Raw genomic sequence first — 26,796 nt, 5'->3', positions numbered from 1 at the left:
CGTGGCGACTCAGGCGTCGGCGATCTTCTCGGGCGTGCCGGCGCGGAAGTTCTTGAACTCGACCCACACCTCTTCCCGGCCCTCGACCATGCGGATTTCGACCGCCAGCGCGTCGAGGTCGCGGGGGCTGGGGCAACGTTCAGGATGGATACGCGTGCCGTTCGGCTCGAAGGAACTGTCGTGGCAAGGGCACTGAAAGTGCGACTCCTTGCTCAGAAAGTCGACGAAGCAGCCGGCATGCGGACAAACGGCGTTCAACGCCTCGACCTGGGCGACGCCCTCTTTCGTGCGCCGCAAGAACACCATGCCCACGGGCTCGTTGACGAACTTGTTCCAGGCATCGACGCGATCGGTAATCACGGGAAACGAACGGGGCACGCCATCGGCGGGCAACTCGTCGAGCGAGGCGATGCGAAGGAAACCACCGGCACTGCCCTGCCGGCGCAGGGGATCGAACAGGACCAGGAGACCGGCCGCAAACGGAAAGACACTGACGATACCCCCCACGATCACGGCCGTGGCCGTGGAGAAGAAGCTGCGGCGATCTTCATCGCCGGCGCGAGCATCGCGCGGCGCGGAGGTCCGGTCGCTCGAGACCATCGGCATTTCTCCTGACGCAAGATCGCGTCGCGGTGCAACGCCTGCTTACCGCGGGCGCATTGCACGTTCGGCGATTGATACGAGGCGGGCAAATGAAAGGTGGGATGGCCGTGCAGGCGGAGGAACGCAACCCTCGACGCGCGAGCGAGTATTACACCGCTCTGCGCACCGCGTCAAGCACTTTGGATTGGGCGATTTCGAACGGACCGTCGACCGTGGCGCCGGCCGCGGCGCGGTGTCCACCCCCGCCGAATTGCTCGGCTACCTGGCTGCAATCCATCGTGCCGCGACTGCGCAGGCTCACCTTGAAGGCGCCGCTGGATTGCTCGACGAGAATCACCGCGGCCTGCGTGCCGGCCACGGTGAGAGTCAAGTTGATGATGTCTTCGGTATCGGAGGGGGCGGCGCCGGTGGCCTGGAAATCTTCGGCCAGCACGGCGGTGTGGATCAAACGTCCGTCGAGCTCCGTCACCGCGCGACTGAGAATGCGCCCGGTAAGCTGCAGCCGCGCGAGCGTGTCCTGCTCGTGCAGGTTGCGATAGATGTCCGCGGGGTTTGCCCCGGCGTCGACCATCGATCCGGCGGTGCGAAACGTATCGCCTCGCGTCGAGCCGAAGCGAAACCAGCCCGTGTCGGTCGCCAGCGCCGCGAAGAGGGGCGTGGAGATCTCCTCGCCAACGGTCACTCCCAGGGCGCGCGCGGCGTCGAACACGAGCCGGCCGGTGGCCTCGGCCTGCGTGTCCTTGAATTCCTCGGCGCCGAGATCGTCGGCGCTCACGTGGTGGTCGAGCACGATCTTGCGGGCCTTGGTCGTGCGAATGACCTCGCCCATGTCGCCGAGCTGCGCCCAGGCGCTTGTGTCGAGAATCATCAGGATGTCGAAACGGTCAACGAGCTCGCCGACTTGCACATCCTTGCCGATCTGCTTGATGCGCCCTGTGGGGTCGAGGAACTTGAGGTTCCGCGGCACACCGTGGCCGTTGACAATCATGACTTCCTTGCCGAGGGCGTCGAGCACGCCCGCCATGCCCAGCTCGCTGCCAAGCGCGTCGGCATCGGGGCGAATGTGACTCGTCAGCAGAAAACGCTGGTTCGCCGCGATACGTTCGACGAAGCGGGGCCAATCAATCGACATCGTGCGTCTCGTCTACCGTGCGTGGCGCGGGTCCGGAATGGCGGCTTGTTGTGCGATGGCGCGGGCCGTTTCGACGTCGCGCGCCAATTGAGCCTGGAGGGCGTCGATCCCGGCAAAGGGCTGAATGTCTCGCAGGCGGCGGAGAAAGTCAACCACGAGCGGCGCGCCGTAGATCTGCCCGGCGAACCCAATCAAGTGTACCTCGACCTTGACGCCCTGCTCGCCGAAGGTGGGATTGGGACCCAAATTGATGGCCGCCGGCCAAGGCGTGCCCTCGACTCGTGCGATGCCGGCGTAGACCCCCTGCCCCGGCAAGAGCGTGTCGATGGCCGAGACGTTGGCCGTGGGAAAGCCGATCTTCGAGCCACGCGCGGCGCCGTGCGTCACCATGCCGCGAATGCGATACGGCCGGGTCAACATGCGGCTGGCCTCGTCGATCTGGCCCGCGGCGATCAGCCCCCGCACGCGCGAGCTGGAGACGTATTCTCCCTCGCTCACGACCGGTTCGACGATGTCGAGGCTCATCCCCGCCGCGTCGCAGTAGCCGCGCAGCACGTCAATCGTGCCGGCGCGGTCGCGACCGAAGCTAAAGTTCGGTCCCTCGACCAGGGCCCGCGCGTCGAGCTTCTCGCGCACGATGCGATCGAAGAACTCGCGCGGTGAGAGCGCGAGTAGGGCCTCGTCCGTGGGATAGGCGAGCATGCCGTCGACGCCCAACTCGACGAGCAACTCGGCCTTGCGGTCGGTCCAGGTCAGTGGGGGGGGCGCTGCGTGCGGTCGCAACAGTCGCACCGGATGTGGGTCGAAGGTAAAGACGATCGCGGGCCCCCCCACGGAACGTGCCGCCGCGAGCAGACGTTCGACGATCCGCGCATGCCCCAGGTGGACGCCATCGAAGTTGCCGATCGCCACCGCGCCAGAACGCAGGTGCGCCGGCAACGCATCAAGATCGCGAATGAGTTTCACGGGGGAGCAACGGCCTCGGCAGGACGAGATGACGATTCGGGTTGTTCGACGGGGAGAATAAGGAGTTGTTCGCGGGAATTGCACATTATCCCGGCCCGGTGCCGCTTGGGCAATTGGCCGTTCGTGCCGGCCCCGACCCTGGTCGGAAGTCCCTTTGTAATCTATTCTTCTAGAGATCCGGGATCACGGCGCGCGACGCACAACGATGGAACCGAAACAATACCTTCTATCGGCCGATATGGCCCCGCGACTGGCGGCCATCGATATCGGCACGAATAGCGTCCGACTCATCATCGCCGAGGCCCTGCGCGGCGGCACTTATCGCATCCTCGACGACGAGAAGCAGACCACGCGCCTGGGACGCAATCTCAGCTCGACGGGCAATCTCGACGCCGAAGCGGTCGAACTGACGCTGCAGGCGCTGCGCCGCATGAAGCAGATCGCCGACGGCTACCAGGTACACGAGCTGCGCGCCATCGCCACCTGCGCCGTGCGCGAGGCGCAAGACGGCGCCGACTTCTGCCGTCGCGTGAAGGAAGAGGTCGGCATCGATATCGAGGTCGTCAGTGCCCGCAAAGAGGCGCGGCTGGCCTTCTTCGGCGTGTTGCGCGGCTTCGACCTGGCGGGCAAGAACGTGGCCGTCGTCGACATCGGCGGGGGCAGCACCGAGATCGTGCTCGCCTCGGGGCGCGTGATCGAGGCGATCTATACCACCCCGCTCGGCGCCGTGCGACTCACCGAGCTCTATCAGAGCCAGATGCCGATGACAGGCGCGAACTTCAAGGCGCTCATGTCGGGCATCGAGCGCCGCCTGCGCAAAGAGACGGAAGAGCTACTCTTCGCGCCCCATCTGCTGATCGGTTCGGGCGGAACCTTCACGACCCTGGCGGCCATGGTCATGGCTCGCAAGGGACAGGTCGAGCTGCCGATCCAAGGCTATCTGGTGACCCGGGCCGAAGTCCGCCACCTGCTCGATCGGCTGCGCAAGATGCCCGCCAGCCGCCGGCGCCACGTGCCGGGCTTGAGCCCCGATCGCGCCGACATCATCGTGGCGGGCATCGCCGTGATCGATTGCGTGATGGCCCACTTCGAGGTGAACACGTTGCAGGTACACTCCGGCGGCGTGCGCGACGGATTGCTGCTGACGATGGTCGACCAGTCGCTGGGCGAAGTGGTCGCCAGCGCCCCGGATCAGATCGCGGCGATCGAACGTTTTGCGGCTGGCTGTGGCGTCGATCTGCCCCACTTGCAGCATGTGGGCCGTCTGGCCGTGTCGCTCTACCGGCAGATGCAGCCGGTCTACGGTTGGCCGACCGATGACGAACGCCTGCTGTTGGCGGCTGCCCTGCTGCAGGATGTCGGCTACCTGATTAACTACGAGCGGCACCACAAGCATAGTTACCACCTGATTCTCAATAGTGGTCTGCCGGGCTTCAGTCCCGCCGAACTCGAGTTGATCGCGCACGTGGCTCGTTATCACCGCGGGGCGAGGCCCAAACGCAAGCATGCCTCGTTCCAGCAGTTGCCTCGCGTCGATCGCCAACGCGTGCGGCGGCTGGCGGCGATCTTGCGCGTGGCTGGCGGCCTCGACCGCAGCCACACCCAGCAGGTCCGCGACGTCGTGGTCGATGCGTCGAACCAGCAGGAAATCCAGATGCGGGTCGTGGCGGCCGAGCTACCGGAGGTCGATCTCTGGGGGGCCCGCGAACGAACCAGGCTGTTCGAGAAGACGTTCGACGCGGCCCTGCAGTTGGAGTGGGCTCCGTTGGGGACGGAAACGCTCGTGACGGCAAGTTCGAACGAACCTGGCCTTCACAACGGCCATCCTGACAGGGTGGGGGGCCACGCTCGTCCGGGCGCCGCCCTTGACGATTCTCAGGCCGTCCTTTAGCTTTGTAGGCTTGGGCTGTAAGGCTTTACGCCCACAGGTCGCCAGCGTAGCTTCAATCGGCAGAGCACCGCATTCGTAATGCGGGGGTTGGGGGTTCGACTCCCCCCGCTGGCTTTCTTGAAATTGCGTCCGACGACCCCGTGGCGGCAGGCGGCCCAGGCGGGAATCCGCACGGCGCACGCCGCTACACCATCCCACCAGCCAACGGTGCCGACGCCTTCGTCTGGCGCGGTTCGTTTCTGACGAGCGAGGAGCACACGACATGTCCCAAGCGGGGTTGGAGATCGACCTCAAGCAACTGGTTCTGACGCCCGGCGAGTTCGGCAATCGCGAAGTCGATGCCATCAAGCGCGCCATCGGCGAGGACTTTGGCAACTACCGCACGCTGCGCGAGGCCGTCCAAGAACTCGAGGTGAGCGAGAGCCTGTCGCCGGCCGACAAGACGCGATTGGGCGTCTGCCTGGTGTTGATGGGGCGCTACCGTCACGCGGCGCAGGTGCTGCAGCAATCGGACGGCGGCGCGCTGGCCAAGTTCTACCTGGCCAAGGCGGCCGCGGCGCAAGAACAGTACGACGTGGCGCTCGAGAACTACAAGGCCGCCGCGTCGGCCGGATTCGATAAGGATCGCTGCACGCTCGGCATGGTCGAAGCGACGCGCGGCGCCGGGAACGCCACGGGGGCGCTCGAATTGCTCGATAGCCTGTCGGGGCCCGTCGAGCAAACCGCCGAATACCTGTATCAGCGCGGGACGACGGTGGCCGTGTTAGGGGGCAATCCCAGCGAGGTCGTCGCCCTGTACGAGCGTGCGGTCGACTCCGAGCCGACGCATCCCGGGGCCTTGTTCGGCCTGGCGATCGAGAACGATCGTCGCGGCAACGACGACGAGGCGCTGCGGCTGTACGAGCGTTCGACGGCGCAGTTTCCCACGTTCGTGGGTGCGGTGCTCAACCTGGGCATCCTCTACGAAGACCGCAATCAGTTCGATCAGGCGCGCCGCTGCTACCAACGCGTGCTCGACAGCTATCCCGATCACCCGCGTGCCCGGCTGTTCTTCAAGGACGCCGAGGCCTCGGGCGATATGTACTACGACGAAGACGCCCAGCGCAAGCGCGACCGCTTGAGCCAGGTGCTCGGCATCCCAGTGACCGACTTCGAACTCTCGGTCCGCAGCCGCAATTGCCTGCAGAAGATGGGCATCGGCACGTTGGGCGATTTGACGAACTGTACCGAGCAGGAGTTGCTGTCGAGCAAGAACTTCGGCGAGACGTCGCTCGTTGAAATCAAGGAAATGCTCGCCTCGAAGGGGTTGCAACTCGGCCAGTTTGCCGGCGAGCGCCAGCGTCCGGACTGGTCGTTCGAAGCCGATTCGATGAGCGCCGACGAGCAGGCCCTGCTGTCGAAGCCCATCGCCGATCTGAACCTTTCGGTTCGTGCTCGCAAGTGCATGATCCGCTTGGGCATCGGCACGATCTCCGAATTGGTGCGTCACACGGGAGACGAACTGCTCGAGTGCAAAAACTTCGGCGTGACCAGCCTGAACGAGGTCCGCGAGAAGCTCACGCAGCACGGGTTGCGTCTCCGCGGCGACTGATCCGAGGGCCTTTGGGCACGGGAACTCAACGGAGTGAGCCGACCGGCGATAGGCATGTTGACCGCGGCCGTTCTCTTGGCGGTCGCGACGTGGCGTCTGAGCGCTCCGCCCGCGGCGATGACCCGGTTGCGCGATCGCGAAGCCGATTTCGTGGCCTCGACGTTGCCCCCGGTGCGCGTCCGTCTGGGACAGGCCAGCGAGCAGGTCTCGCTGCGCATCGAGGGACCCTACCGAGTGATGGCCCGTGGCGACTGGCGCGTCTTGGCGCAGGGGCCGCGGCTCGAAGAAACGTTCGCGCGCGTCGCTGATGATCGTCTGCACCTGGGCGAGCGCCCCTTTGCCGCACAACAGGTGGATCTGCACGTATTGGCGCCGGGCTCGCTGTGGGTGGAGGGCCGGCGGTATCCGGGCCACTTGCGTCTCGTGCGCGACGGCGAGCAGCGCTTGCTCGTGGTGAACGTCGTCGAGTTGGAGCAGTACGTGGCAGGCGTGGTCGAAGCCGAAATGCCGGCTTCGTTTCCGCTCGAGGCCCGTGCCGCGCAGGCCGTGGCGGCGCGCAGCTTCGTTCTGTGCCAGATGAAGACGTCGGGCGTCGTGAACGAGTTCGACGTCGAGGATGGCACCGGCGCGCAAGTTTATCGGGGGCTGCCAGCCGGGGACGCCACGTTGTCGACGGCCGCGACTCTCTCGGCACAAGAGATTGCCGAACGCACACGCGGCATCGCCTTGACCTATCAGGGGCGTATTTTTTCGACGCATTACTGCGCCACGTGCGGTGGCTCCACCGCCGATGGCCGCGCGGTCTTTGCGGCCGCCGCGCCTCCGCTGGTCAGCGTGCCCTGCGAGTTTTGCCAACAGGCGCCGCGCTATCGCTGGGAAGTCGAGTTGCCGCGGGCGTGGGTCTCCGAGCGGGCCCAGCAGTGGTGCGCGGCGCGGGGACGCAGGTTGGGGCCGCTCGTATCTATCGAGATCGATTCTGCCCCGGCCGGTGGCGTGGCCACCATGCATCTGCGCGGACGCGAGGGAGAAACAGCACTCACGGCACACGAATTCCGTCAGCAACTCGTCGGTGTGGAGCGGCTGCCGAGCGCCGTGTTCGAACTAATCGACGAAGGGGACACGTGGCGCGCACGGGGCCGCGGCTTTGGGCATCGCGTGGGCATGTGCCAGTGGGGGGCCCGGACGCAGGCCCAACTCGGCCGCTCTTGCCAGGAGATTCTGGCGCACTATTACCCGGGCGCGGCCTTGAGCGTCGTCGAGTAGCCGTCGGCATTGTGTTCCGGTTCCTCGGGGAATGAACGCATTGGCGTGGGTGATCCTCGCGCGCGACGACGGTGGGCCTCGTTCAGGCTTTGGACGAGGCCGTGCGGAACACCTCGGGGGCGCGCCGGCGCCATTTCCGCAGAACGCGGTCGTCTGGATTGGGCAAGCAAGTGGGCCGGTTCGAGCGGCGAAACAGGCTTGCGTCGGACGGCATCCCGGAAAACATGAGCCAAAAATTCCACATTACGCGCGCATTCCGCGTTGTAGGCTTATATGTTCTTCGAGAGTTTTCAGGGTGGAGAATCAGGTAGCTACCGTACTGTTAGGAGCAGAGATCCCATGTGGCGAATCACTCCCAAGCATCTCGTCCTGGCCCTGGCCTTTTCGGCCTGTGGGCTCTGGATCGAGACGGCCCACGCCCAGTGGGTCCAGTATCGCGAGGATTCCTCGATCTGGGTGAGTCCGCGGCTCTATCGGCCGTGGGGCACGCTCGATGGAGCCCCGCGTTGGCGTTTCGATGGCTGGTGGCATCAGTACACCGGCAGTTGGGGATATAGCCCCAATCTGCACGGCGAATGGTTCCTGCGGACCGGACCGCCGTACAAGCAATACAGCTTCTCGCAGATCCGAGAAGCGAACCTCGGCGATGGCGTGCTGCGCGAAGTGCTCGATGAGCCCGTCGAAGAGCTGCCGAATGTGATCGATCAGATCGAAACGCCGATGTCTCAGGCTCGTGTGGCGCCCGATGCCCTGGTGTTGAAAGTCCACGTGCCGCAAGATGCCCGCGTCTATATCAACGACGAATTGACGACGAACGAAGGGGCTTTGCGTTACTTCAACTCGATCGGGCTCGAACCGGGCGAGGCCTACGTGTACCGGGTGCGTGCCGAAGTGGTTCGTAACGGCAAGGTCCTTTCCGAGACGAAGGTGGCTCGCATCGGGGCCGGTAAGTCGGCCGATCTCCAGTTCGGACTCATCGGTGGAGAATCGGAGCGAGTCGCCACTCGCCAACGCAGCAACTAAGTAGTAGCAGATTCGATCTGGGGCGTTCGACGCAGGACCTGCGTCGGCAGACCCTTCGATCCGTAGCCCCCGCGCGAAGCCCGAGACTTCGCGCGGGGGTTTTATTTTGCGCCTGGTCCGGAGTCGTTGTACGAGCATTCGCAAGTCTTTGTGACAGGTTCAAGCTGGGTAAGCCGCGCGCGAGTTTGCCGATCGAGAGTGACTTTGCCACGCGGCGCGACCCGATTAACTGCTACAGCCGCTACAACCCGATTAAGTGGAACACGCCACGCTGCGAGGCCGCTTGCGGCGCGTGTGGGCCGGAGCCTTTCACCGGCGAGTCTTCCGCGTGTTCACGAATCGAGGATGGGCGATGATCGAGCCTCAAGGGCACTTGCGATGTACCGGGCGACGTGCCTGGTGGTCGTTGCGGACGGTGGGGGTTGCGCTGCTGTCGATGATGGGTTCGGCGATGGCTCAACAGCCGATCGTCGCTCCCGCGCCGCCGGTTCCCCCCTCGTCGTTCCCGATTTCCTCGGCGCTCGGCAGCGGTATGAACGCGGGGCTGGCCACCTCGCAGGTGGGGCTTTCTTCTCCGACGGGCACGGAGACCGTGCTCAGTTCGGAACCGATCACGCGCGAAGAGGCCATGCTGATCGGCCGGTCGAACGTGATCGATCCGGGCGGACCCGATTTCTGGAACCCCGATCTCGAAAAATCCCGCGCGATGGCCGAACTGTGGCCGTTCGTCACCTGGTACCTGAAGGCTGGTACAGTGACGCCCGTCGGCGGCGGCTTTCTCGAAGATCACATTCGCACGGGCTTCACCATTCAAACGGGTGGGCGCGCGCCGATTTCTGATCCCGATGCGCCGCTCGTCTGGTTTGGTGAAATCGGCGGCACGTACATGGGCAACGACGGCACCGGTAGCGGCGTCATCCGGCCGGGGGCGCTGGTCATTACTCCTCCGTCGGTCAATCTCATTCCGCAGCCGCCGATCATCGAGCTGGAGCCGAATTTCTACAACACCTACCTGGCGTCGATGCGTCGTGGCTCGATCCAAGTGGGGACCGGACTGCAGTTCACCCCGCAGTTCGCCGCGAATCAGGGGTGGCGCAAGCTGCAGTTCAATGGTCGTGGTGGCCTGCGACTGGGGCATGCCCGCATGAAGTATCTCGATACCTATACGCCGGAACTGCTGGCCGATATCGTGGCGGCCGAGGCCCTGGTACCCGGCGCCAGCATCAGCCTGCGTCCGTCGAATGTGTTCGAGCTGGGCGACACTTTCTTCGGGCTCTACACCAGCCTGGGCTTTGCGATCACCTGGGAGGACGTCTGCTGGGGACCATGCTACTTCAGCACCGTCAGCCTCGCCGGCGACCTGGAATATTCGAACGAGTGGATCGACACGGGGGCGTTCAGCCCGACCGACAACAGCCTGGGCACGCTCGTGCCGACGATCAGCCTGAATCTGTGCTGGTAGTGCGCGGTCGAGGGGCGCGAAATAAACTAGCTGTGCGGAGGCTTTCGCCAGCGATCCCGTCCGCCACAGGTGAAAAGCTGCTATCCTGGTAGAACTTGAGCCGCCGCGGCCAGGGGGCCGGGCGGTATCTTCGCACGGGGAATAGCACGTCTTGTCTGCCACGGATCCCTCGCAGCGCGATGCCGCGCTCGCCCAAGTTCGCCAAGAGTACGAGTCGCGCACCGCACGCTGGAACAACCGCGACGCGGGACGCACCGCCCTCGACTCCCAACTGCTCGAGCGGACGCTGACGTCGTACGGCGCGATGCTCGAGCGGAATGGCTTGCGCCCCCTCGGCGAACGCCGCGTCTTGGATGTGGGATCTGGCCGCAACGAGTTTCTGGCGGCCTGTCATGAGCGTTGGGGGCACACGGGTCCCCTGCTCTGCGGCGTCGAATTGATGCCCGATCGTGTCGAGGGTGGACGGCAAGAGTATCCCTACCTGACGCTCGTCTGCGGCTCGGCCGACCGGCTCGAGTTTGCCGATGCGTCGTTCGACCTGGTTCATCAGGGGATGCTGCTGACATCGATTCTCGACGAAGCCCTGCGTCGGGCGATCGTGGCCGAGATGATGCGCGTCGTGCGACCGGGTGGGTACATATTGTGGTACGACTTCGTCTGGAACCCGACGAACCGGCATGCCCGGGGGATCGGCTACCGCGCGCTGTGCAATTACTTTCCTGGTTGGAAGGTCGCCGATCGGCGCCGCGTGACGGTGGTGCCGCCGCTGGCGCGTCTCGTCTCACGCGTCTCGCCGGCACTGGTCGGTGCGTTGGAACGCTGCCGCGTGCTGAACCTGTGGGAAATGGCCCTGCTCGAGAAGCCCCGGTAGGGGCAGGTGGGGGACTTACGCCGCATACCGCTCGAAGATCTCGGCGAACTTCGCGGCGCTCTCATTCCAGTTGAACCGCCGGATGCGCTCGCGCCCCCGTTGCACGTATTCGTCGCGCAGGCGGGGGCTGTGATAGAGCTCGAGCACGGCATCGGCAAACTGATCGGGATTGCGCGGCTCGACCAGGATGCCCGCCTCGCCGACGATCTCGGGAATGGCGGTGGTTTTGGCGGCAATCGTGGGGCAACGGCGGGCCATCGCCTCGAGCGGGGGCAGGCCGAAGCTTTCGAGAATGCTCGTGAAGACGAGACACAACGACCGCCGCAGCAACTCGTCGAGTTGGTCCTGCGAGCAGTAACCGCGCCAAGTGACGCGATCGTCGATGCCCAGTTCGACCGCCAATTGTTGGAAGGGTTCCCAACTGCCGCGCCCGTGTCCGCCGGCGACGTCGAGTCGCCAATTCACTTCGGGCGCTTTGTAGACGAGAAACGCCAGCGTGCGGAGCAAGGTGGGGGTGTCTTTGTGACGGTTGGCGCTTTGGATGGCCATCAAACGCGGCTCGCCGGTGTAACGCTGGTCGATCTCTTCGGCGCGGCGCAAGGCCTGCTCGGAGAGCCCGTTGTAGATCACGTGGTTGCGCGGGGCGGAATCGGGAAATACCCGCTCGGCCTCGCGGCGGATGTACTCGGAGACGAAGACGTTGGCCGCGGCCGAGCGGAGGGCCTTGTTGGCGGCCCATTTCCGCACCATTTCGCCCGGCACGGAACGCGTGACGCCGACCTGGCCCGGCGTGACGAAGCGCCAGAGATCCTGGTGATGCACGATCTGCGGGAACGACACGTTGTGGACGTAGTAGTTGTTCGTCATCAACACGTCTGGCTTGAAGGCGGCCAGTTGCGCGCCGAAGAGCGAATTTTCCCAGAGGAACTGCTTGCGTGCGCCGGCCACGTTGATGGCCTCGACGCGATCGGCGCACTTCGTGTCGGCCACGGCGTTGAGCGTATCTTTCTCGCTCGCCACGACGGTGATATGCAGCTTGCTGCCGATCGTGCGCCAGGCCTCGATCAGCCCGAGCAACACCGTGAGGCCTCCTCCCGGCTTGATCGGCATGGCGTTGATGCAGAGATGCGTAGTCATCGGTAATCGTGGCGAGTCGTGACGGTCTGGTAAGGGGGATCAAAGGCGATGCGTCGAAGTGGCGTTATCCTGCGGCCGCCAGGGGGGCCGGTGCATCCATGAAATTGCGCATCCATAGCTCGAGCGTCAGGAGCTGCCAGATCTGGAAGGCCCAATCCTGGCGACCGGCCTGATGTTCTTGGACGAGGCGCCGCACGGCGGCCGGCTGGAATAATCCTCGGCTCCGCACGACTTCTTCGCTCAGCAGATCGCCGACCATCTCGCGCAATTCGTTGGGCAGCCAATGATCGACCGGCGCGCCAAAGCCTACCTTGCGCTGGCGGAAAATCTCCTGGGGCAGCACGTCCCCCATGGCCTTGCGCAACAGGTATTTGGTGGTCCGGCCGTGCAGCTTGGCCGCCGGCGGCACGTTCCAGGCGACCCATTCGGTCAGCTCGCGATCGAGGAATGGCACGCGCACCTCGACCGAGTTGGCCATGCTCATCTTGTCGTTGTAGGTCAGATTCAAGGTCACCATGAAGACCTTGAGATCGAGGTACAGCATCTGGTTCAGGAAGTCGGCATGTCCCACCTTGGCAAAGTGCCCCAGGTGGCGGCGCCGTGGATCGAAGTCCCCCAACAGGGCCCGCATGCGGTCGTTATACAGCTCCTCTTTGAGATCTTCGGTCATGTACACGCCGTCCATGATGAAGCGATCCTTCGGTGGCAAAGAACCGCTGCGGGCCATCTTTTTCGCCAGACGCACGTAGCGGCGCAACTGCGTTCCACGGAAGCTGGGCAGGGCATCAATGGCCGGCTCGACGACGTACTGGCGCACCGAGGCCGGCAGCGAGCGATAACGCCGCGCCATGTAATGGGCCACGTACTTGCGATAACCGGCGAATACCTCGTCTCCCCCCACGCCCGACAAAAGCACGGTGACGTCGCGTCGCGCTTCGCGATTCACCAGGTAACAGACGAGGATCGCCGGGTCGGCGACAGGCTCGTCCATGTGCCAGATCAGCTTCGGCAGCAGGCTGGCCACGTCGGGTTGGATCTCGATCTGCGTGTGCTGGCAGCCGAAACGCTCGGCCGTACGCCGCGCGACCGAGTCGTCGTCGAAGTTGCTGCCGACGCGGAAACGCTCGGGAAACGACGTCGTGAAAGTGCGGACCGGTTGATTGCTCTTCGACTGCATCACGGCGACGATGCTGCTCGAGTCCATGCCGGCGCTCAGAAAGGCGCCCAGGGGGACGTCGCTGCGCATCTGGCTATGCACGGCCTGGGTGAAACGCTCGCGCAGCTCCATGGCAAGATCGTCTTCGGTGCCGGCGTACCGTTCGCCGTCGGGCGGGAACTCCATGTCCCAGTATTGGGTGAGCTGGAGTCGGCCGTCCTTGTAGATCGCGTAATGGCCGGCCGGTAGCTTGACCACGCCGTCGAACATCGTCAGCGGATCGGGTACCCACAGAAACGACAGGTACTGGTGCAGGGCCGCAAGATTCATCCGCCGCGGCGCGCCGGGCAGTTGCAGGATTGCCTTGGCCTCGGAGGCGAACGCCAGGCGTTCATTCTGCTGGCAGTAGTAGAGCGGTTTGATGCCGAAATGATCGCGGGCGAGAAACAACTGCTGCGAGCGGTCGTCCCAGATGGCCAGGGCGAACATGCCGTTCAGCTTGCGGACCGATTCGGGGCCCTCGTGCTGATAAAGATAAAGCACCGCCTCGGTATCGCTGTTCGAACGGAAGACGTAGCCCGCCGCTTCGAGCTCGGAGCGCAACTGTGGATAGTTGTAGACCTCGCCGTTGTAGACGATCGTGATCGAGCCGTCCGGCGTGCTCATGGGCATGTGGCCGGCGGGGGACAAGTCGAGAATCGACAGTCGCCGCGACCCGAGCCCCACCCAATTGCCGTCGCGCGTGCGCGTTTCCCACAAGCCGCGGTCGTCGGGACCGCGGTGGGATTGAATGTCGGTCATCAGGGCGAGGGTTTGGAGATCGCCCCAATTCACCGCGCCGGCAATTCCACACATAAATCAGATCCGCTCGAAAAAAACTGACGCCATCCGCGGGGCCGGCCGTTCCGGTTGCCCGCACCATCTCTGGCGCTTTCTTCATTCTATCCTAGGGAGCTATCGCGTGAGCCGGCATGCGACGCTCGACGATCGAGGCATACAGTCGCTCGTGGCGCTCGGCGATCTCGCGCGAGTCGAGCTGTGTCGTGACGAACTGGTAAGCAAGCTCCCCCGTGGTCTGGCGCCAGTCGGGGTCCCGGGCCGCCGCGAGCAGCTTCTCGGCGAGATCGGCCTCGTCGAATCGGGCCACGAGACCTAGTTGCCGGTCGCGCACCAGGTCGGCAATGCCGCACCCTTCGCACACGACCACCGGCCGCCGGCAGGCCCAGGCCTCGCACAGGACGTTCGGGAAAAGGTCGTAGCGGCTCGGCAGCACGAGCAGGTCGGAATCGACCAGGGCTTGTAGCTTATCGCGGTCGCGCAGGTGTCCGACAAAACGAATGTTGTCGGCAAGACCATGCCGCGCGACCTGTGCTTCGATCTCGCGTTGGACGCCGTCGTCGCTGCCTGCCAGGCAGACGCACAACTCGGGCAGCTCTCGCACGGCGCGTGCCACCGCCGGTACGAGCAGGTCGAGTCCCTTGATGGGGTGGAAGCGGCCGAGAAACAGGGCCATGGGGCGATCGCCCAGTCCATGCTGGGCGCGAAAGGCGCCGCGCTCGGGCAGGTCGGCGAAGGATGTGGGGTCGATGCCGAGCGGGATCGTCTCGATGCGCTCGTCAGCAACGCCCAGCGCCACGAATTGTTTCTTCTCGAATTCGTTGAACGGCAGGCACTTCGTGGCGTGGTGCAGAATCGAGCGTCCCAAGACGGCGTCGTAGAGACGCTTGTAACGGCGGTTGCCCTGCTCGTACGTCAGCGAACCTCGGCCAGTGATGACATAGGGGACACCGGCCTTACGGGCGATGCGCGCGGCGGCCGTCGTTTGCAGCGAACGGAAGCCGTAGAGGTGGACGACGTCGAAGTTGCCGATCTCGCGCCGTAGCGTTTCGTTCAACTCGGGCGAGAGTACGAAGGTCCGCGACGACCAGCCGCGACGAAAATAGTGTACTTTCACTCCGTCGAGATTTTGCACCTCGGTCTGCGGGAAGAGGTTCTGGTCGTAGCTGAAGAAGGTGGTGGTGTAGACCGAGACCTCGTGCCCCTTTTGTGCCAGGATCGACGCCAGATAGCGCAGCTCGGCCGGCGCACCGCAGGCAGGCACGTAGCTCAGGCAAACGTAGAGAATCTTCATGCGCTGCCGAACTTCAAGGAGGCGAACACCAACGGGATCGGGACGCGCGGCGCCAACGGGCCGCTCGGGTGCGAAGTGGCTTGAAGGGGTGAGCGAACTGGCTCATGCGTGCGAAAAGAGACCGGAGAGGAGAAAAGGCCGGTCTCGCGTGTTTCGCCCGTGCATCCCCCCTTGCGGCTGCTCGGATTCCGACCATTGCCAGTATAGGTAGGCAACCGGCGAGCCGTCAAAGCGCCGCGGCAGGGTTGTGGTCGGATAACTCCTTGCCAGAGCGTTGGTTACGCCGGCAGAGGGGCACCGCAGCGAATTGGTACGAGAAAAAAATGAGGCTGCTGGGACTTGAACCCAGGACCTACGGATTAAAAGTCCGTTGCTCTACCGACTGAGCTACAGCCTCTGGTGGCGGATGGGGAATGCGAAAGCCTGGGGCGACCGCATGCGAGCCTCATTCTAGAGGGACGGGCGGCAGGCGAAAGCCCCGGGCGCATTTTCGCGCCGCCTTAGACAAGAGCCCGTTTCAGGACAAGAACCAGTTTCGAGCGGCAAGGTTCGCCCCGTCGGTAGCGGCGAGCTCGGCCCTTCGTTGGCGAGGCCTATTGTCCCCCGTCGGCCTTCGTGGCATCCTCGTACCACTATGAAAGTGATTCAGGCGATTGTGCTGCTCGTCGCGACGGGAGGGGCGGTGGCACCGATGGCGGCCGCCCCGGTTTCCCATCCCAACATTGTCCTGGTGCTTGCCGACGATCTCGGCGGTACCGATCTGGGCTGTTACGGGCGTAACGACCATCGCACTCCCCATCTCGACCAGTTGGCGAACGAGGGAATGCGCTTCACGTGCGCCTACACGGCGCAGTCGATTTGCTCGCCGTCACGCGCGGCGCTGATGAGCGGCAAGTGCCCGGCGCGGCTGCATTTGACGAATTTTCTGCCGGGGCGGGCCGATGCCCTCTCGCAACGGCTGCTGCAGCCGCGCATCGAGGGACAGTTGCCCCTCGAGGAAGTAACCCTGGCCGAATTGCTCCAGCGGCGTGGGTATGCGACGGGGCTCTTCGGCAAGTGGCACCTTGGCGGGCCCGGCTTCGGGCCGCTCGAGCAGGGTTTCGACGTGGCGGTTGAACCAAAGGCCGCCTCGGAGGCGACGCTCGCCACGGGGGGCAAATCGGAATACGCCATCACCGCGGCGGCCGAACAGTTCATCGCGGACCACCGCGACGAGCCCTTCTTCTGCTACGTGCCGCATCATTGTCCGCACATTCCGCTGGCGGCGGCGCCGGAACTGATCGAAAAGAATCGGGATGCGTTCCATCCCGTCTACGCGGCGATGGTCGAAACGCTCGACGCCACCGTTGGGCGACTCATGAAGAAGGTCGACGAGCTCGGCCTGACCGAGCAGACCATCTTCATTTTCACGAGCGACAACGGTGGGCTCCACGTGCTCGAGTTTCCCGGCACGCCGGCCACGTACAGCCGTCCGTATCGGGCGGGCAAGGGATACTTGTACGAAGGAGGGCTGCGCGAGCCCTTGCTGGTGCGCTGGCCGGGGGTCGTCAAACCGGAGAGCGTCTGCGAGACCCCCGTCGTGTTGAGCGACCTCGTGCCGACGCTGCTCGAAGCGGCGGGAGGGGACGTGGCGGCGGAAGTCGGACCACTCGATGGGGTGAGCATCCTGCCCCTGCTGCGGGGCGAGACGATGCCTGAACGCACGCTGTACTGGCATTTTCCAAACTACACGAATCAAGGGGGCCGGCCCGCGGGCGCGATTCGCCAGGGCGATTGGAAGCTCGTCGAGCAGTTCGAGGATGGCAGCGTCGAGTTGTACGATCTGGCGGGGGACGTGGGAGAGGCGAAGAATCTCGCCTCGGCGGAGCCCGCGCGTGCCGAAGCGTTGCTGGGCAAGCTGCGTGCTTGGCGGGCCAGTGTCGGCGCGCAGATGCCGATGCCCAATCCGGACTTCGATGCGGCCCTGCATCGACGGCTCTATATCGAGCAAGATCCCTCGAAGCTGGTTGCCGAGGCAACGGCCGCCGAAACCGAACCGGCGTGGAAGGAATGGCGCGCCGCCATGAACGCCGCCGTCAAAGGTCGCAAGGCCAGTGTCACGCCATCGCAGGGAGATATCCGGCTGCGGGCCGCCGATGCTCGCGTGCATGCCAAGACGATGCGCTACGAACCGCAGCCGAACAAGAACGTGTTGGGCTATTGGACGAATGTCGACGATTGGGCCGACTGGGAATTCGATGTTCCCGCGGCAGGCGTCTATGAAGTCGAGGTGCAGCAAGGTTGCGGCGCCGGCAGCGGTGGAGCGGTGGTGAACGTCGAAGTAGGGGGCAAGACGCTCCCCTTCACCGTGCAGGAAACGGGCCATTTTCAACACATGATCCAGCGCGAGATCGGCACGGTGGAGCTGGCTGCCGGCAAGCAGACGCTGGCCGTACGGCCGCGGTCGAAGCCTGGCGTGGCGGTGATGGACTTGCGGCGCATCGTCTTGCGCCTCGTACCGTAGGAGTGGAAAACGAACATGGACGTTCCGTCCGAATCAGGCGAAATCGGCTCGACAGCAGGGGCTGCGAAGAAGTATTGGCCCGCGCTGCTGGCGACGGAAGATCTCTGGTCGATCTGGTTGGGTTGGATCGTTCTGCTGGCGGCGCTCGCGGCCGTGTGGCTGGCGCGTCCGGCGGATCAGCCGCAGCGTCTGGCCGATTTCGCGCGGTTGCAAGATCGCCTCGAAACGCTTGAACGTGATCCGGCCGCCGAGGCCGAAGAAGTGAAGGCTTTGCGCCACGACGTGTCGCGTTTGAACCAACAGATGGCCACGAACCCGTTCGATCGGTGGTTCGCGAACCTGTCGTCGTGGGACGACAATCCGCTCGATGCCTTTGTCGGCAAAGGGGGCACGAGCCTGCTGCCGGGGTTGCTCGCCGTGTTCGTCGTGTCGCTCGTGCTCTTTGGGGGTGGCGTCGCGGGCATGGGGACGCCGGCGCGCGGCTTTCCGCTGGCGTTTGCGTGCGTGTTTCTGCTGGCGGTCGGCGCGTATGTGCTGGCTGGACAGAAGGTCGTCAAGCACTACAACCTCGAGTACGCGCTGTGGGCGCTCGTGGTGGGGCTGGTCATCAGCAATACGCTCGGCACGCCACGTTTCCTGCTACCTGCCCTGCGGACGGAGTTCTACATCAAGACGGGGCTCGTCCTGCTGGGGGCCGAGATCCTTTTTCATCGCCTGCTGACGCTGGGCCTGCCCGGCGTCTTCATCGCCTGGGGCGTCACGCCGGTCGTGTTGATTTCCACCTATCTGTTCGGGCAACACGTGCTGCGGATTCCCTCGCGGTCGTTGAACATGGTGATCAGCGCCGATATGTCGGTCTGCGGCGTGTCGGCCGCCATTGCCACGGCGGCGGCCTGCCGTGCGAAGAAGGAGGAACTGTCGCTGGCGATAGGCCTGTCGCTGGTGTTTACCGTGGCGATGATGGTCATCATGCCGGCGGTGATCGTGCGGATGGGGATCGGTCCCGTGCTGGGCGGAGCGTGGATCGGCGGGACGATCGATTCGACCGGCGCCGTGGCGGCGGCGGGAGGGATGCTCGGCGAGTCCGCGCTGGCGGTGGCGGCCACGGTCAAAATGATTCAGAACATTCTGATTGGGGCGATCGCCTTTGGCGTCTCGGTCTACTGGGTGACGCGTGTCGAACGCGATGCCGATGGAACGCGGCCCAGCCTGTTCGAGATTTGGTACCGCTTTCCGAAGTTCATTCTGGGATTCGTGGCGGCCTCGATTGTGTTTACTTTCGTGGGCAACAGTGGCGTCGAGGGGGATGCCATCGCCGAGGCGGCGACGAGCACCTCAAAGACGTTTCGCAACTGGTTCTTCTGTCTGGCGTTCGTGAGCATCGGCCTGGAAACGAGCTTCCGCGAGTTGAGCAAGTTTCTGGTCGGCGGCAAGCCGCTGATTCTTTATGTCTGCGGGCAGACCTTGAATCTGATTCTCACGCTGTTCATGGCGTGGCTTATGTTCGAAAAGGTCTTTCCCGATGCCGCCAGCGCCCTGGGGCAATAGCCGAGCACGCCGCGTCACCTCGTTTGCTGGAGTGGTGGCGTTGGCGGCACTGGTTTGGTTGGTCGTGCTGCCGACGCTCGGCAACGTGCCGAGCGTGCGCGCCTACATCGAGTACAACGAGCGCGCGGGGATCGATCCCAGCGCGAAGTTCTATTCCGAATTGCCGGCCATGCGGCAGTTCATCGATCGCGCCACGGCGGCGCAACGGCGCCTGCCGAAGTAGAAGAGCCCTGTGGCCTGGTCGCTTGGTTGAGTCTCGCTCATGACCCCGCTTGCGAAACGGGCATGGCAGCCCGTGTCGTGGCCGGTATGCGCGAAAACAGCCCGCGATTACCTGGCCGCCGGTTTCGGCCGCGCGAGGCTTGGCTGGCAGAAGCAGGAGGAGGTGATCTCGACGTCGGCGTCGATCCAGGTGGCGCGAAAGCGCACGTCGATCTCGGCTGCTTCTTCGTGCTGGCCTTGTTCGCTCAGGCTTTGCGCCAGTCCGAAGAGGGCCCAGCCATTGTCGGGGTAGCGCTTCAGGTCGGCGCGATAAACTGCTTCGGCCTCGGCCGCGCGACCTTCCTTGAGCAGGGTCGCCCCCAGGGCGTGGCGCACCGGGTGAATCCAACTCGGGGGCTCGTCGTAGCGCAGTTGATCCTCGAGTTCGATGGCCTCGCGCAACTCGGCAAGTCCCTCTTCGACGTTTCCTTCGCGGTAGAGGATCTCGCCGGCGAGCAGGTGCTGGGCGATCGAGGCGACGTGCGTGCCAAGATTGTTGCCGATGGTCGACTCGGCCGGAATCTTCTGCTGCGCGGCGAGAAAGGCCTGCTGCTCGGCGCGGGCCAACTCGGTTTCTCCGCGGGCCGCGCGAGCCACGCCGCGCGACGCGTGGTAGAGCGCCCGCGACAGGGGCAGGTTTTCGGCCGGCTCGGGCGCGGCGAGCACTTCATCCCAGCGACCGAAACGGATCATCAGTTCCACCGGCATGGCCAGGAAACCGTCGGCGATCAACGGGCTCTCGGCGACCCATTCCGGTGGAATGCCGTCGGCCATTTCCTGGATGGCGGAGAGGGCCAGTTTGCTCTGACCGCGCATCGTGGCGGCAAAGGCGAGCATGTGATGATTGTGCGCCATGTAGACGTGGTAGAAGCCCTGCTTGCCGGCGAGCCGGCGGTAGTGGCGGTCGGCCTCGATGGCCCGCTGGTTCGACGTGACGGCCAGGTCCCAGTTGCCGAGCCGCACGTCGATGTGCGACGGCATATGGACCAGGTGGCCCAGCCCGGGCGCGACCGTGCGCAGACGATTGGCCACGTCGGCCGCACGCTCGGGCGAGGGGGACGCCTCGACCGCGTGGATATACAGGTGCAAGGCCAGCGGATGGTGGGGCGACAGCTCGAGCACGCGTTCCAACAGGGCGACCGTTTCGTCCGTGCCCGGCTGGGCTTCGCCCTCGGGAGTCCATTGATCCCAGGGACGCAGGTCCATGATCGCTTCGGCACAAAACGCACCGACGTCGGGGTCCTGCGGAAACTGCCGCCAAACTTCGCGCAGGGCAGCGGCATACGCCTCGTCGAGCGGACGACGATCTTCGGGGGGCGTGGCGGCATAGCGCTTGCCGAGCGCCGCGATCAGCGCGCGTTCGACGGGCGTGCCTTGAGGTGAGTAGCGATTCGCCTCCTGCCAAGCCTTCCAGGCTGCGGCCGATCGCTCGGGAGGCATGGCAGGGTTATTGATGTGCGGTCCGTTGGCAAGCGCCACGCCCCACCAGGCCATGGCACACCGCGGATCGTGCTCGAGCGCGGCTTCGAACGAGCGTATGGCCTCGTCGTGATTGAAGGCATGGAGGAAGGCGAGCCCCTCGTCGAAATAATCTTGCGCTTCGGCAGACGTGGTCGTGATGGGGCGCGTGTGTGGGCCGAGTCCCGGAAAATGCGGCTGTCCCTTTTCACCGGCGCTAGCCGAACCCGCGGTCAGCATCAGCAGCAACAGTCCCCACGGTCGAGCATGCCCTGGCATCGTTTTCCTACGCTTTCTCGTCAGAACCAGCAAAACATTACGGCTACCAGAAAACCACATGGGCTTCGCCCCTGCAATGGTGCGGAAATATGGCCCGATTGGGTCGTAACGGCACAAGGGAGGGCGGGGTGCTAGCGGTTGCCGCGACGCGCAAACGTCTGCTGCCATCGACTTCTGGCGGGCATGTGCTATAATCCACGCATCTGAGATCCGCGATGCGTCTTTGTCCGACCATTGGATTTCTGCCAGGTACCAATGGTTTCTTGAAGGACGCATGGAGCGTCTAGCGCATTTGGTCCTGGGACTCTCCCACGAGACCGTTCTGATGAAGTTTGAAGAGCTTGGGCTCTCTGAGCCCATTCTGCGCGCCGTGTCAGCCGCAGGTTACGTCACCCCCACGCCGATTCAGGCGCAGTCGATCGTGCCGGCCCTGCAGGGCCGCGATCTGCTGGGCTGTGCCCAGACGGGCACGGGCAAGACGGCCGCCTTCGCGCTGCCGATGATCCATCGCCTGACGGCCGCTGGCAATCCGCCAAAAGGACGGGGCCGCCGCATCCGCGCGCTGGTGCTTTCGCCCACGCGCGAGCTGGCCTTTCAAATCGGCGAGAGCTTTCGCACCTTCGCGCGGCATACCACGCTGCGCGAGACCGTAATCGTGGGAGGGGTGAACCAGAATCCGCAAACCCGCGCCCTGCGTAACGGCGTGGATATCGTCGTGGCCACCCCGGGGCGATTGCTCGACCTGATGAATCAGGGATTCGTCGATCTTTCGCACCTCGAGATCGTTGTGCTCGACGAGGCCGACCAGATGCTCGACATGGGCTTTCTGCCCGACGTCCGTCGCATCATGGCCCAGGTGCCCAACGAGCGGCAGACGCTGTTCTATTCGGCGACCATGCCGGACGACATCCGCAAGCTGGCCGACGCGATCTTGCACGATCCCGTCCGGGTGCGCGTGGCCCCGGTCAAGGAGACGACCGACCTGATCACGCAATCGGTCTACCTGGTGCCGAAGCCTCACAAGCCTCAGTTGCTGGCACACCTGCTGCACGCGCAGCCCATGTCGCGGGTGTTGATCTTCACGCGCACCAAGCACGGCGCCGACCGCGTCGTGCGGCAGTTGAGCAAGGTGCGCGTCCGGGCCGAGGCCATCCACGGCAACAAGTCGCAGGCGGCGCGTCAGCGCACGCTGGCCAACTTCAAGGCTAACTTGACCTCGGTGCTCGTGGCGACCGACATCGCGGCACGAGGGATCGATGTGGATGGTATCTCGCACGTGGTGAACTACGACTTGCCCGAGCAGCCGGAGACGTACGTCCATCGCATTGGACGCACGGGCCGTGCCGGGGCGACCGGTTTCGCCATCGCCTTCTGCGACCGTGAAGAACGCGGCTATCTGCAGGCGATCGAGCAGCAGATTCGCCAGCGCATCGACGTGGCGACCGACCATCCCGAGTACAAGCCGGTCGAGCGGCACGAAGAAGCCCCGCGCGAGGATCGCCGCCCGGCGGGTCCGCCCAAGCGAGCGAAGGTTAAGAAGCCGTTTGCCAAGAAGCGTACCGACGCGGCCCCGTCAGCCGAAGGTACGGGCCCCCGCCCAGCGTGGCAAGGCACCAAGAAACGCAAACGCCGCCCCGGTAAGCGCGAGCGCCGAGCACTATCGGCGCTCTAGAAAGGCGCGTCAGCCAATGGTCACGAAAACGCATGGCTGGCAAGAAAGTTAGAGCGGTAACCTGCCTGACGCCAGGGTAACTCGTCATACTCCTACCGGCTTACCGATCGCGCCAGATCTTGATCGCAACCAGCACAACGATCGCCACGGTGCTGACGGTCGCGTACGATCGCCACGACCACCCGCGAACGTCGATGATTGAGAGCAGACTCCACCCTAAGCTCGGAAAGAGTTGGAAAAGAAGCGTCAGCAGGCTGACGAGCAATAAGGCCCCTAGCCAAGGCGATCCTTCTGTTTGTTCGGCGGCCATTGGTGTACCTCACGTGGGCTGACCTGCGATAACGGACGTGCGCCGCCACAGCGCCCACCACGCCAGAACGAGGGGGAGCGCGACCACGGCAAACTGAGCCAAGAGTTGCCACCATGTGAAGCGCCGGAGTTCGTCTTGCAGCCGAAGACGCAAGGGCACCGTGCCCGGTGCCCAGGTTGCGGACTCGCCGCGGCGCTGCGCGAGGAGCCAATCGAGCAGATGATAGTCGCGGAAGGCGAGGGTCCAGCAATCGTGGCTCACCGTATTGACCTCGGTTAAATCGACGCTGCCATTCAGGCGCGCAAGCTCGTCAACCGTGCGGCGCACGCCGGTCGGTGGAGTCCAGGCGTCGTCGCGCGAATGGAACGCCCAGATCGGCAGGTGGATGAGCCGATCCAGACCGTCACTCACGCTTCCTTCCGACGCCAACGGCGCTACGGCGGCAAACAAGTCGGGATAGCGCTTGGCGAACTCCCAACACGCGGTGCCCCCCAACGATAGTCCCGTCAAGTAGATGCGATTTTTATCGATCCGGCGTTCCGCCAGCAAACTCTGCACGACCTTGTAGTGCATGGCCAGCATGTCGTCGGAGGCAGGCTCGCCAAGTACCGACACTTGGTGGAACCAAAGCCCATTCACGCATGGGCATTGCACTGCCAACAAGTAGAACGGAAAGCGGCGGCGATCTCGCGGCGCATTGAACACGAGTTGGTCGAGCCACCGTAGTTGGCTCACATTTGTTTCGCCGCAATCACCGTACCCGTGTAGCCACACAATCAGCGGGAACTGTTCATCCAAGTTGTCTTCGGGAATGAACAACCGGTAGCGTACCACGCCACCTTCGAGCGGCCCGCTATCGACGCGAAATTCCAGATCCTCAAACAACGAGAGAAAATCTAGATCGGATGTCCCCAGCGTGAGCGCGCCAACCAGTATTGCCAACGTGGGAACGCTCACGGGCTTTGCTCCGCGTTATCTTCCTTGGCGGGCGTCATCCAGCGCAGAATGACGCGCGGGTCGATCGCTTCGCTGACCGCTTCGACGCGCCCATCCGCGAATACCAGGTTGGCGCAGCCGGGATGGAAGCTATAGAGCCCGCGCGTGTTGTCGGCTTGGATCAATGTCGCCGTGCCTGCGTCGGACCCTTGCAAGAAGAGAACGCTTCGGGGGTCTGCCCAGGGAGCCTCCGCTGGCTCGGAGCCCTCATCCCGCCATCCGGCGACCCACCGTTGCGGGCGGCCCGCTACCTCGATCACCATGAACGTGTTCGAAAGGCCGTCGGTGATTTGTCCGGCGGAGAGTCCACTCGAAAACGTCGTCTTTTTCGTCGAGCCCAACACTTGAAGCAGCTTGGTGAACACATGCGCAGGTTCATCATTGAACAAGGGAAACATGCTGGCCAACCCCAAGTCGAACGACGGCGTGATGGGGTAGTCCAACTTCGAGTAGCCGAGGTTGAGCGCCAGCGTGCGTTCGGCCCCCCATGCCACCGTGTAATCGGAGAAGCCGCCGCGATAGCTGCCGGCGTACTTCTTGTCGAGAAAGTCCCACATGGGCTGTAGCATGGCGTCGCTGTAGGGGCCGGGCACGATATGGGGCACCGCCAGCGACGGCACGAACGAGGTGGGCTCGAAGTGATCGCGCGTCGGCGCCGAGGGGCATATGGCTACCGCCGGCGTGCGGCTCACAACCGGCTCGTTTTCCTTGGCGAAGAACGACGCCGAGTGCATCGTGGGCGCGCCGGCGTCCGCCTCGAGGTAAGGCAGCAAATCGGCCATGTAGTCGTAGACGACCCATTCCGAATTGCTCCCCAGCGGACCCTGCACCTCGACCGTAATCGCCGAGGGGAACCGCGTTCTCGCCGCCTCGAAATTCAACAGGCCCACCCCATACTGCCGCAGGTTGTTCTGGCACTGCGTGCGCCGCGCTGCCTCGCGAGTACCTTGCACGGCGGGAATCAGCAACGCAATCAACAGCGAGATGATCGCCACCGCGATCAGCACTTCAATCAACGTCATGGCCGGGCGGCGATGCATGGCGACTCCTCAAGGTGCGGGACGCGGCCGAAATTTTCGCCGCAAGATGACCGCCAAAACGGTACCCACCACCAGCAAGTTGATGCCAATGAGCAGCAACTTCCAGGGCGAGGGAGGCCCTTGCACGTTGATCCCCGGACAATCGGGCAGTCCGAGCGACGGCAGATAAAAGTCAGAGGACGGAATTGGGGCGTTTGACAATGCGGAAAAATCCACCGTGTTGGTCAGGTAGCCCGAGCCATCCTTGAGGTGCCATGCAATTCTGGAAATATTGGCCTCCTCGGCCGCGCCGTCGGAATAGGTGACCTCCATATCGGACGATACGGACTGGCCATCGCGCCGAACGTATTGTGATTCGCTGCGGACCACTCGCCAGTGGGCGTCTGGATCGAGCAGCAACGTGGCTGTTGTCGGGCCGGGGTGCTGCTCGGCAGCCAGGCCGATGGGATTGAACTGACACTTCACCTGCACCAGCTCGCGGCCTTCATGAGGCACCGAAGTGCATTTGAGAATCTTGAACCCTTCGCTTTGCACGATCTCCTGCAGCGTTCGGACATCGGACTCGATACCGAACGAACTTCGCACCAAGTTGATACCAGCAAACAGGATGATGTTCTCGATATCATCTCTCGTCTTTCCATTGCCGCACTCGGTGATATAGTAGTCCCCTCCTTGAACTGTCTGGGCTGCCTTGAACGCATAGTCTGGGTTCATGCCATGCACGCGCCGCGATTCCCATTTCCCCGACTCGTCCCAAAAATCTGTCACTACCTTTTTTGCATCGGGGGAGATGTGGAATTCCACAACTACCTTTATAGGGCGGTGTTTGCTGCTATTTCCTTTGTTGGGGATCGTATCGGACACCTCGACAAATGAGCCTGACAGCCGGCTTATCTTGCCTTCGAGCGCCTGCCATCCAAGCGGCGCCTCTGATTTAAAACTCGCCTCCAGAGCGTCTTGGCCGCTAGCGACACCGGCGAACGAAACCATCAGTAGAAATGTAGACTCACGTAATAGGATCATGACTTGCAGCCATTCACATTGTTGGTGTACGCATTGGAGACTCTTCGACCTTGTTTGCCGTGCGCGCAGCCAATGAGCCACAGTTTTTTTCGGACGTGCATTTACGCGCCATGGATTTCTATTGGTGCCCTCGGCTCATTGACTGCGCGGACCGGAGTTCAGGCGTAGTCATTCGCTGGACGACGGCGCGGCACTACAGATAGCACTGCTGCACGCCACCGCTTTTATTGCATGTACAGTTGTCGCATTGGCAATTCCCCGTGCATTTCGCATTGTTTTGCGTGCAACAAGGATCACAGGCTGCACTGCTGCACGGTCTAAGGATGTCTTCTTGCGCAATAGCGAGTGAAGACGTGAAGGATGCGCAGATCAGGAGTAAGCCGCACACCTGGAAGGATAGCGAAGCCAATCGGATCGTCGAGTACATCATCTCAATCTCCAATCAAAGGAAAAAGTGGGAAACAAACGGAAACGACAATT

At 63.8% G+C, this 26,796-nt stretch carries 20 protein-coding genes and 2 tRNA genes; 11 read left to right on the top strand and 11 right to left on the bottom strand.

The features are described from left to right. Nucleotides 1–9: 9 nt before the first annotated feature. The 3 genes from KF708_11825 to KF708_11815 all read right to left on the bottom strand — a co-directional run bounded on the left by KF708_11825 (nt 10) and on the right by KF708_11815 (nt 2,701). A complete protein-coding gene (locus tag KF708_11825) occupies nt 10–600 on the bottom strand; it encodes a Rieske 2Fe-2S domain-containing protein (GenBank protein MBX3413368.1) in 591 nt (196 codons plus the stop codon). A 151-nt stretch (nt 601–751) separates the two neighbouring features. Further along, nucleotides 752–1,735 (bottom strand): DHH family phosphoesterase, encoded by a 984-nt coding sequence (locus tag KF708_11820; GenBank protein MBX3413367.1) that lies wholly within the window; start codon nt 1,733–1,735, stop codon nt 752–754. Nucleotides 1,736–1,747: 12 nt separating this feature from the next. Beyond that, the gene (locus KF708_11815) at nt 1,748–2,701 is read right to left on the bottom strand and encodes a bifunctional riboflavin kinase/FAD synthetase (GenBank protein ID MBX3413366.1); all 954 of its coding nucleotides are present in this window, start codon (nt 2,699–2,701) and stop codon (nt 1,748–1,750) included. Nucleotides 2,702–2,906: 205 nt separating this feature from the next. On the opposite strand from KF708_11815, the gene KF708_11810 reads away from it, so the two are divergent. The 7 genes from KF708_11810 (at nt 2,907) to KF708_11780 (ending at nt 10,802) form a co-directional block, all read left to right on the top strand. Continuing rightward, a complete protein-coding gene (locus KF708_11810) occupies nt 2,907–4,592 on the top strand; it encodes a Ppx/GppA family phosphatase (protein MBX3413365.1) in 1,686 nt (561 codons plus the stop codon). Nucleotides 4,593–4,632: 40 nt separating this feature from the next. Then, nucleotides 4,633–4,706 (top strand) — tRNA-Thr (locus KF708_11805). A gap of 148 nt (nt 4,707–4,854) precedes the next feature. Further along, nucleotides 4,855–6,183, top strand: coding sequence for a tetratricopeptide repeat protein (locus KF708_11800; GenBank protein ID MBX3413364.1), 1,329 nt, complete (start codon nt 4,855–4,857; stop codon nt 6,181–6,183). A gap of 54 nt (nt 6,184–6,237) precedes the next feature. Then, nucleotides 6,238–7,446 (top strand): SpoIID/LytB domain-containing protein, encoded by a 1,209-nt coding sequence (locus KF708_11795; protein MBX3413363.1) that lies wholly within the window; start codon nt 6,238–6,240, stop codon nt 7,444–7,446. A gap of 339 nt (nt 7,447–7,785) precedes the next feature. Then, a complete protein-coding gene (locus KF708_11790; GenBank protein ID MBX3413362.1) occupies nt 7,786–8,469 on the top strand; it encodes a TIGR03000 domain-containing protein in 684 nt (227 codons plus the stop codon). Between the two features lie 352 nt (nt 8,470–8,821). Then, nucleotides 8,822–9,931: a hypothetical protein gene (locus tag KF708_11785; GenBank protein ID MBX3413361.1), complete on the top strand. Its 1,110-nt coding sequence runs from the start codon at nt 8,822–8,824 to the stop codon at nt 9,929–9,931. Between the two features lie 151 nt (nt 9,932–10,082). Beyond that, nucleotides 10,083–10,802: a class I SAM-dependent methyltransferase gene (locus KF708_11780; GenBank protein MBX3413360.1), complete on the top strand. Its 720-nt coding sequence runs from the start codon at nt 10,083–10,085 to the stop codon at nt 10,800–10,802. 15 nt (nt 10,803–10,817) lie between these two features. Here the strand turns inward: KF708_11780 and KF708_11775 are convergent, their stop codons facing one another. The 4 genes from KF708_11775 to KF708_11760 all read right to left on the bottom strand — a co-directional run bounded on the left by KF708_11775 (nt 10,818) and on the right by KF708_11760 (nt 15,623). Further along, entirely contained in the window at nt 10,818–11,939 is a 1,122-nt protein-coding gene (locus tag KF708_11775) for a glycosyltransferase family 4 protein (protein MBX3413359.1), read from the bottom strand. A gap of 64 nt (nt 11,940–12,003) precedes the next feature. Continuing rightward, entirely contained in the window at nt 12,004–13,950 is a 1,947-nt protein-coding gene (asnB, locus tag KF708_11770; protein ID MBX3413358.1) for an asparagine synthase (glutamine-hydrolyzing), read from the bottom strand. Between the two features lie 91 nt (nt 13,951–14,041). Next, a complete protein-coding gene (locus KF708_11765; GenBank protein ID MBX3413357.1) occupies nt 14,042–15,226 on the bottom strand; it encodes a glycosyltransferase in 1,185 nt (394 codons plus the stop codon). A 324-nt stretch (nt 15,227–15,550) separates the two neighbouring features. Continuing rightward, nucleotides 15,551–15,623 (bottom strand) — tRNA-Lys (locus tag KF708_11760). A 237-nt stretch (nt 15,624–15,860) separates the two neighbouring features. On the opposite strand from KF708_11760, the gene KF708_11755 reads away from it, so the two are divergent. The 3 genes from KF708_11755 to KF708_11745 are packed head-to-tail and all read left to right on the top strand — an operon-like array spanning nt 15,861 to nt 19,500. Continuing rightward, the gene (locus tag KF708_11755; GenBank protein ID MBX3413356.1) at nt 15,861–17,729 is read left to right on the top strand and encodes a sulfatase-like hydrolase/transferase; all 1,869 of its coding nucleotides are present in this window, start codon (nt 15,861–15,863) and stop codon (nt 17,727–17,729) included. Nucleotides 17,730–17,744: 15 nt separating this feature from the next. Continuing rightward, nucleotides 17,745–19,277 (top strand): putative sulfate exporter family transporter, encoded by a 1,533-nt coding sequence (locus tag KF708_11750; GenBank protein ID MBX3413355.1) that lies wholly within the window; start codon nt 17,745–17,747, stop codon nt 19,275–19,277. Next, on the top strand, nt 19,252–19,500 hold the full coding sequence (locus tag KF708_11745; GenBank protein MBX3413354.1) for a hypothetical protein: 249 nt from the start codon (nt 19,252–19,254) through the stop codon (nt 19,498–19,500). The genes KF708_11750 and KF708_11745 overlap by 26 nt, the downstream gene beginning before the upstream one ends. 107 nt (nt 19,501–19,607) lie before the next feature. Here the strand turns inward: KF708_11745 and KF708_11740 are convergent, their stop codons facing one another. After that, nucleotides 19,608–21,275 carry a tetratricopeptide repeat protein gene (locus tag KF708_11740; GenBank protein ID MBX3413353.1) on the bottom strand — a complete coding sequence of 556 codons (1,668 nt, stop codon included), beginning with the start codon at nt 21,273–21,275 and terminating at the stop codon, nt 19,608–19,610. 325 nt (nt 21,276–21,600) lie between these two features. On the opposite strand from KF708_11740, the gene KF708_11735 reads away from it, so the two are divergent. Continuing rightward, on the top strand, nt 21,601–22,947 hold the full coding sequence (locus KF708_11735; GenBank protein MBX3413352.1) for a DEAD/DEAH box helicase: 1,347 nt from the start codon (nt 21,601–21,603) through the stop codon (nt 22,945–22,947). 319 nt (nt 22,948–23,266) lie between these two features. Here the strand turns inward: KF708_11735 and KF708_11730 are convergent, their stop codons facing one another. From KF708_11730 to KF708_11720, 3 genes are read right to left on the bottom strand one after another with little or no spacing between them, the layout of a single operon-like run. Beyond that, the gene (locus KF708_11730; GenBank protein MBX3413351.1) at nt 23,267–24,214 is read right to left on the bottom strand and encodes a hypothetical protein; all 948 of its coding nucleotides are present in this window, start codon (nt 24,212–24,214) and stop codon (nt 23,267–23,269) included. Further along, nucleotides 24,211–25,293: a DUF1559 domain-containing protein gene (locus KF708_11725; GenBank protein ID MBX3413350.1), complete on the bottom strand. Its 1,083-nt coding sequence runs from the start codon at nt 25,291–25,293 to the stop codon at nt 24,211–24,213. The genes KF708_11730 and KF708_11725 overlap by 4 nt, the downstream gene beginning before the upstream one ends. A 9-nt stretch (nt 25,294–25,302) precedes the next feature. Beyond that, nucleotides 25,303–26,316, bottom strand: a complete 1,014-nt coding sequence (locus tag KF708_11720) for a hypothetical protein (GenBank protein ID MBX3413349.1) — start codon at nt 26,314–26,316, stop codon at nt 25,303–25,305. Nucleotides 26,317–26,796: the final 480 nt, after the last annotated feature.

This window comes from Pirellulales bacterium, from assembly GCA_019636335.1.
In the GTDB taxonomy this organism is placed as follows: Bacteria; Planctomycetota; Planctomycetia; order Pirellulales; family JAEUIK01; genus JAHBXR01.
The sequence above is the reverse complement of the archived record's forward strand: the minus strand, read 5'-3'. Positions and strand labels throughout refer to the sequence as shown.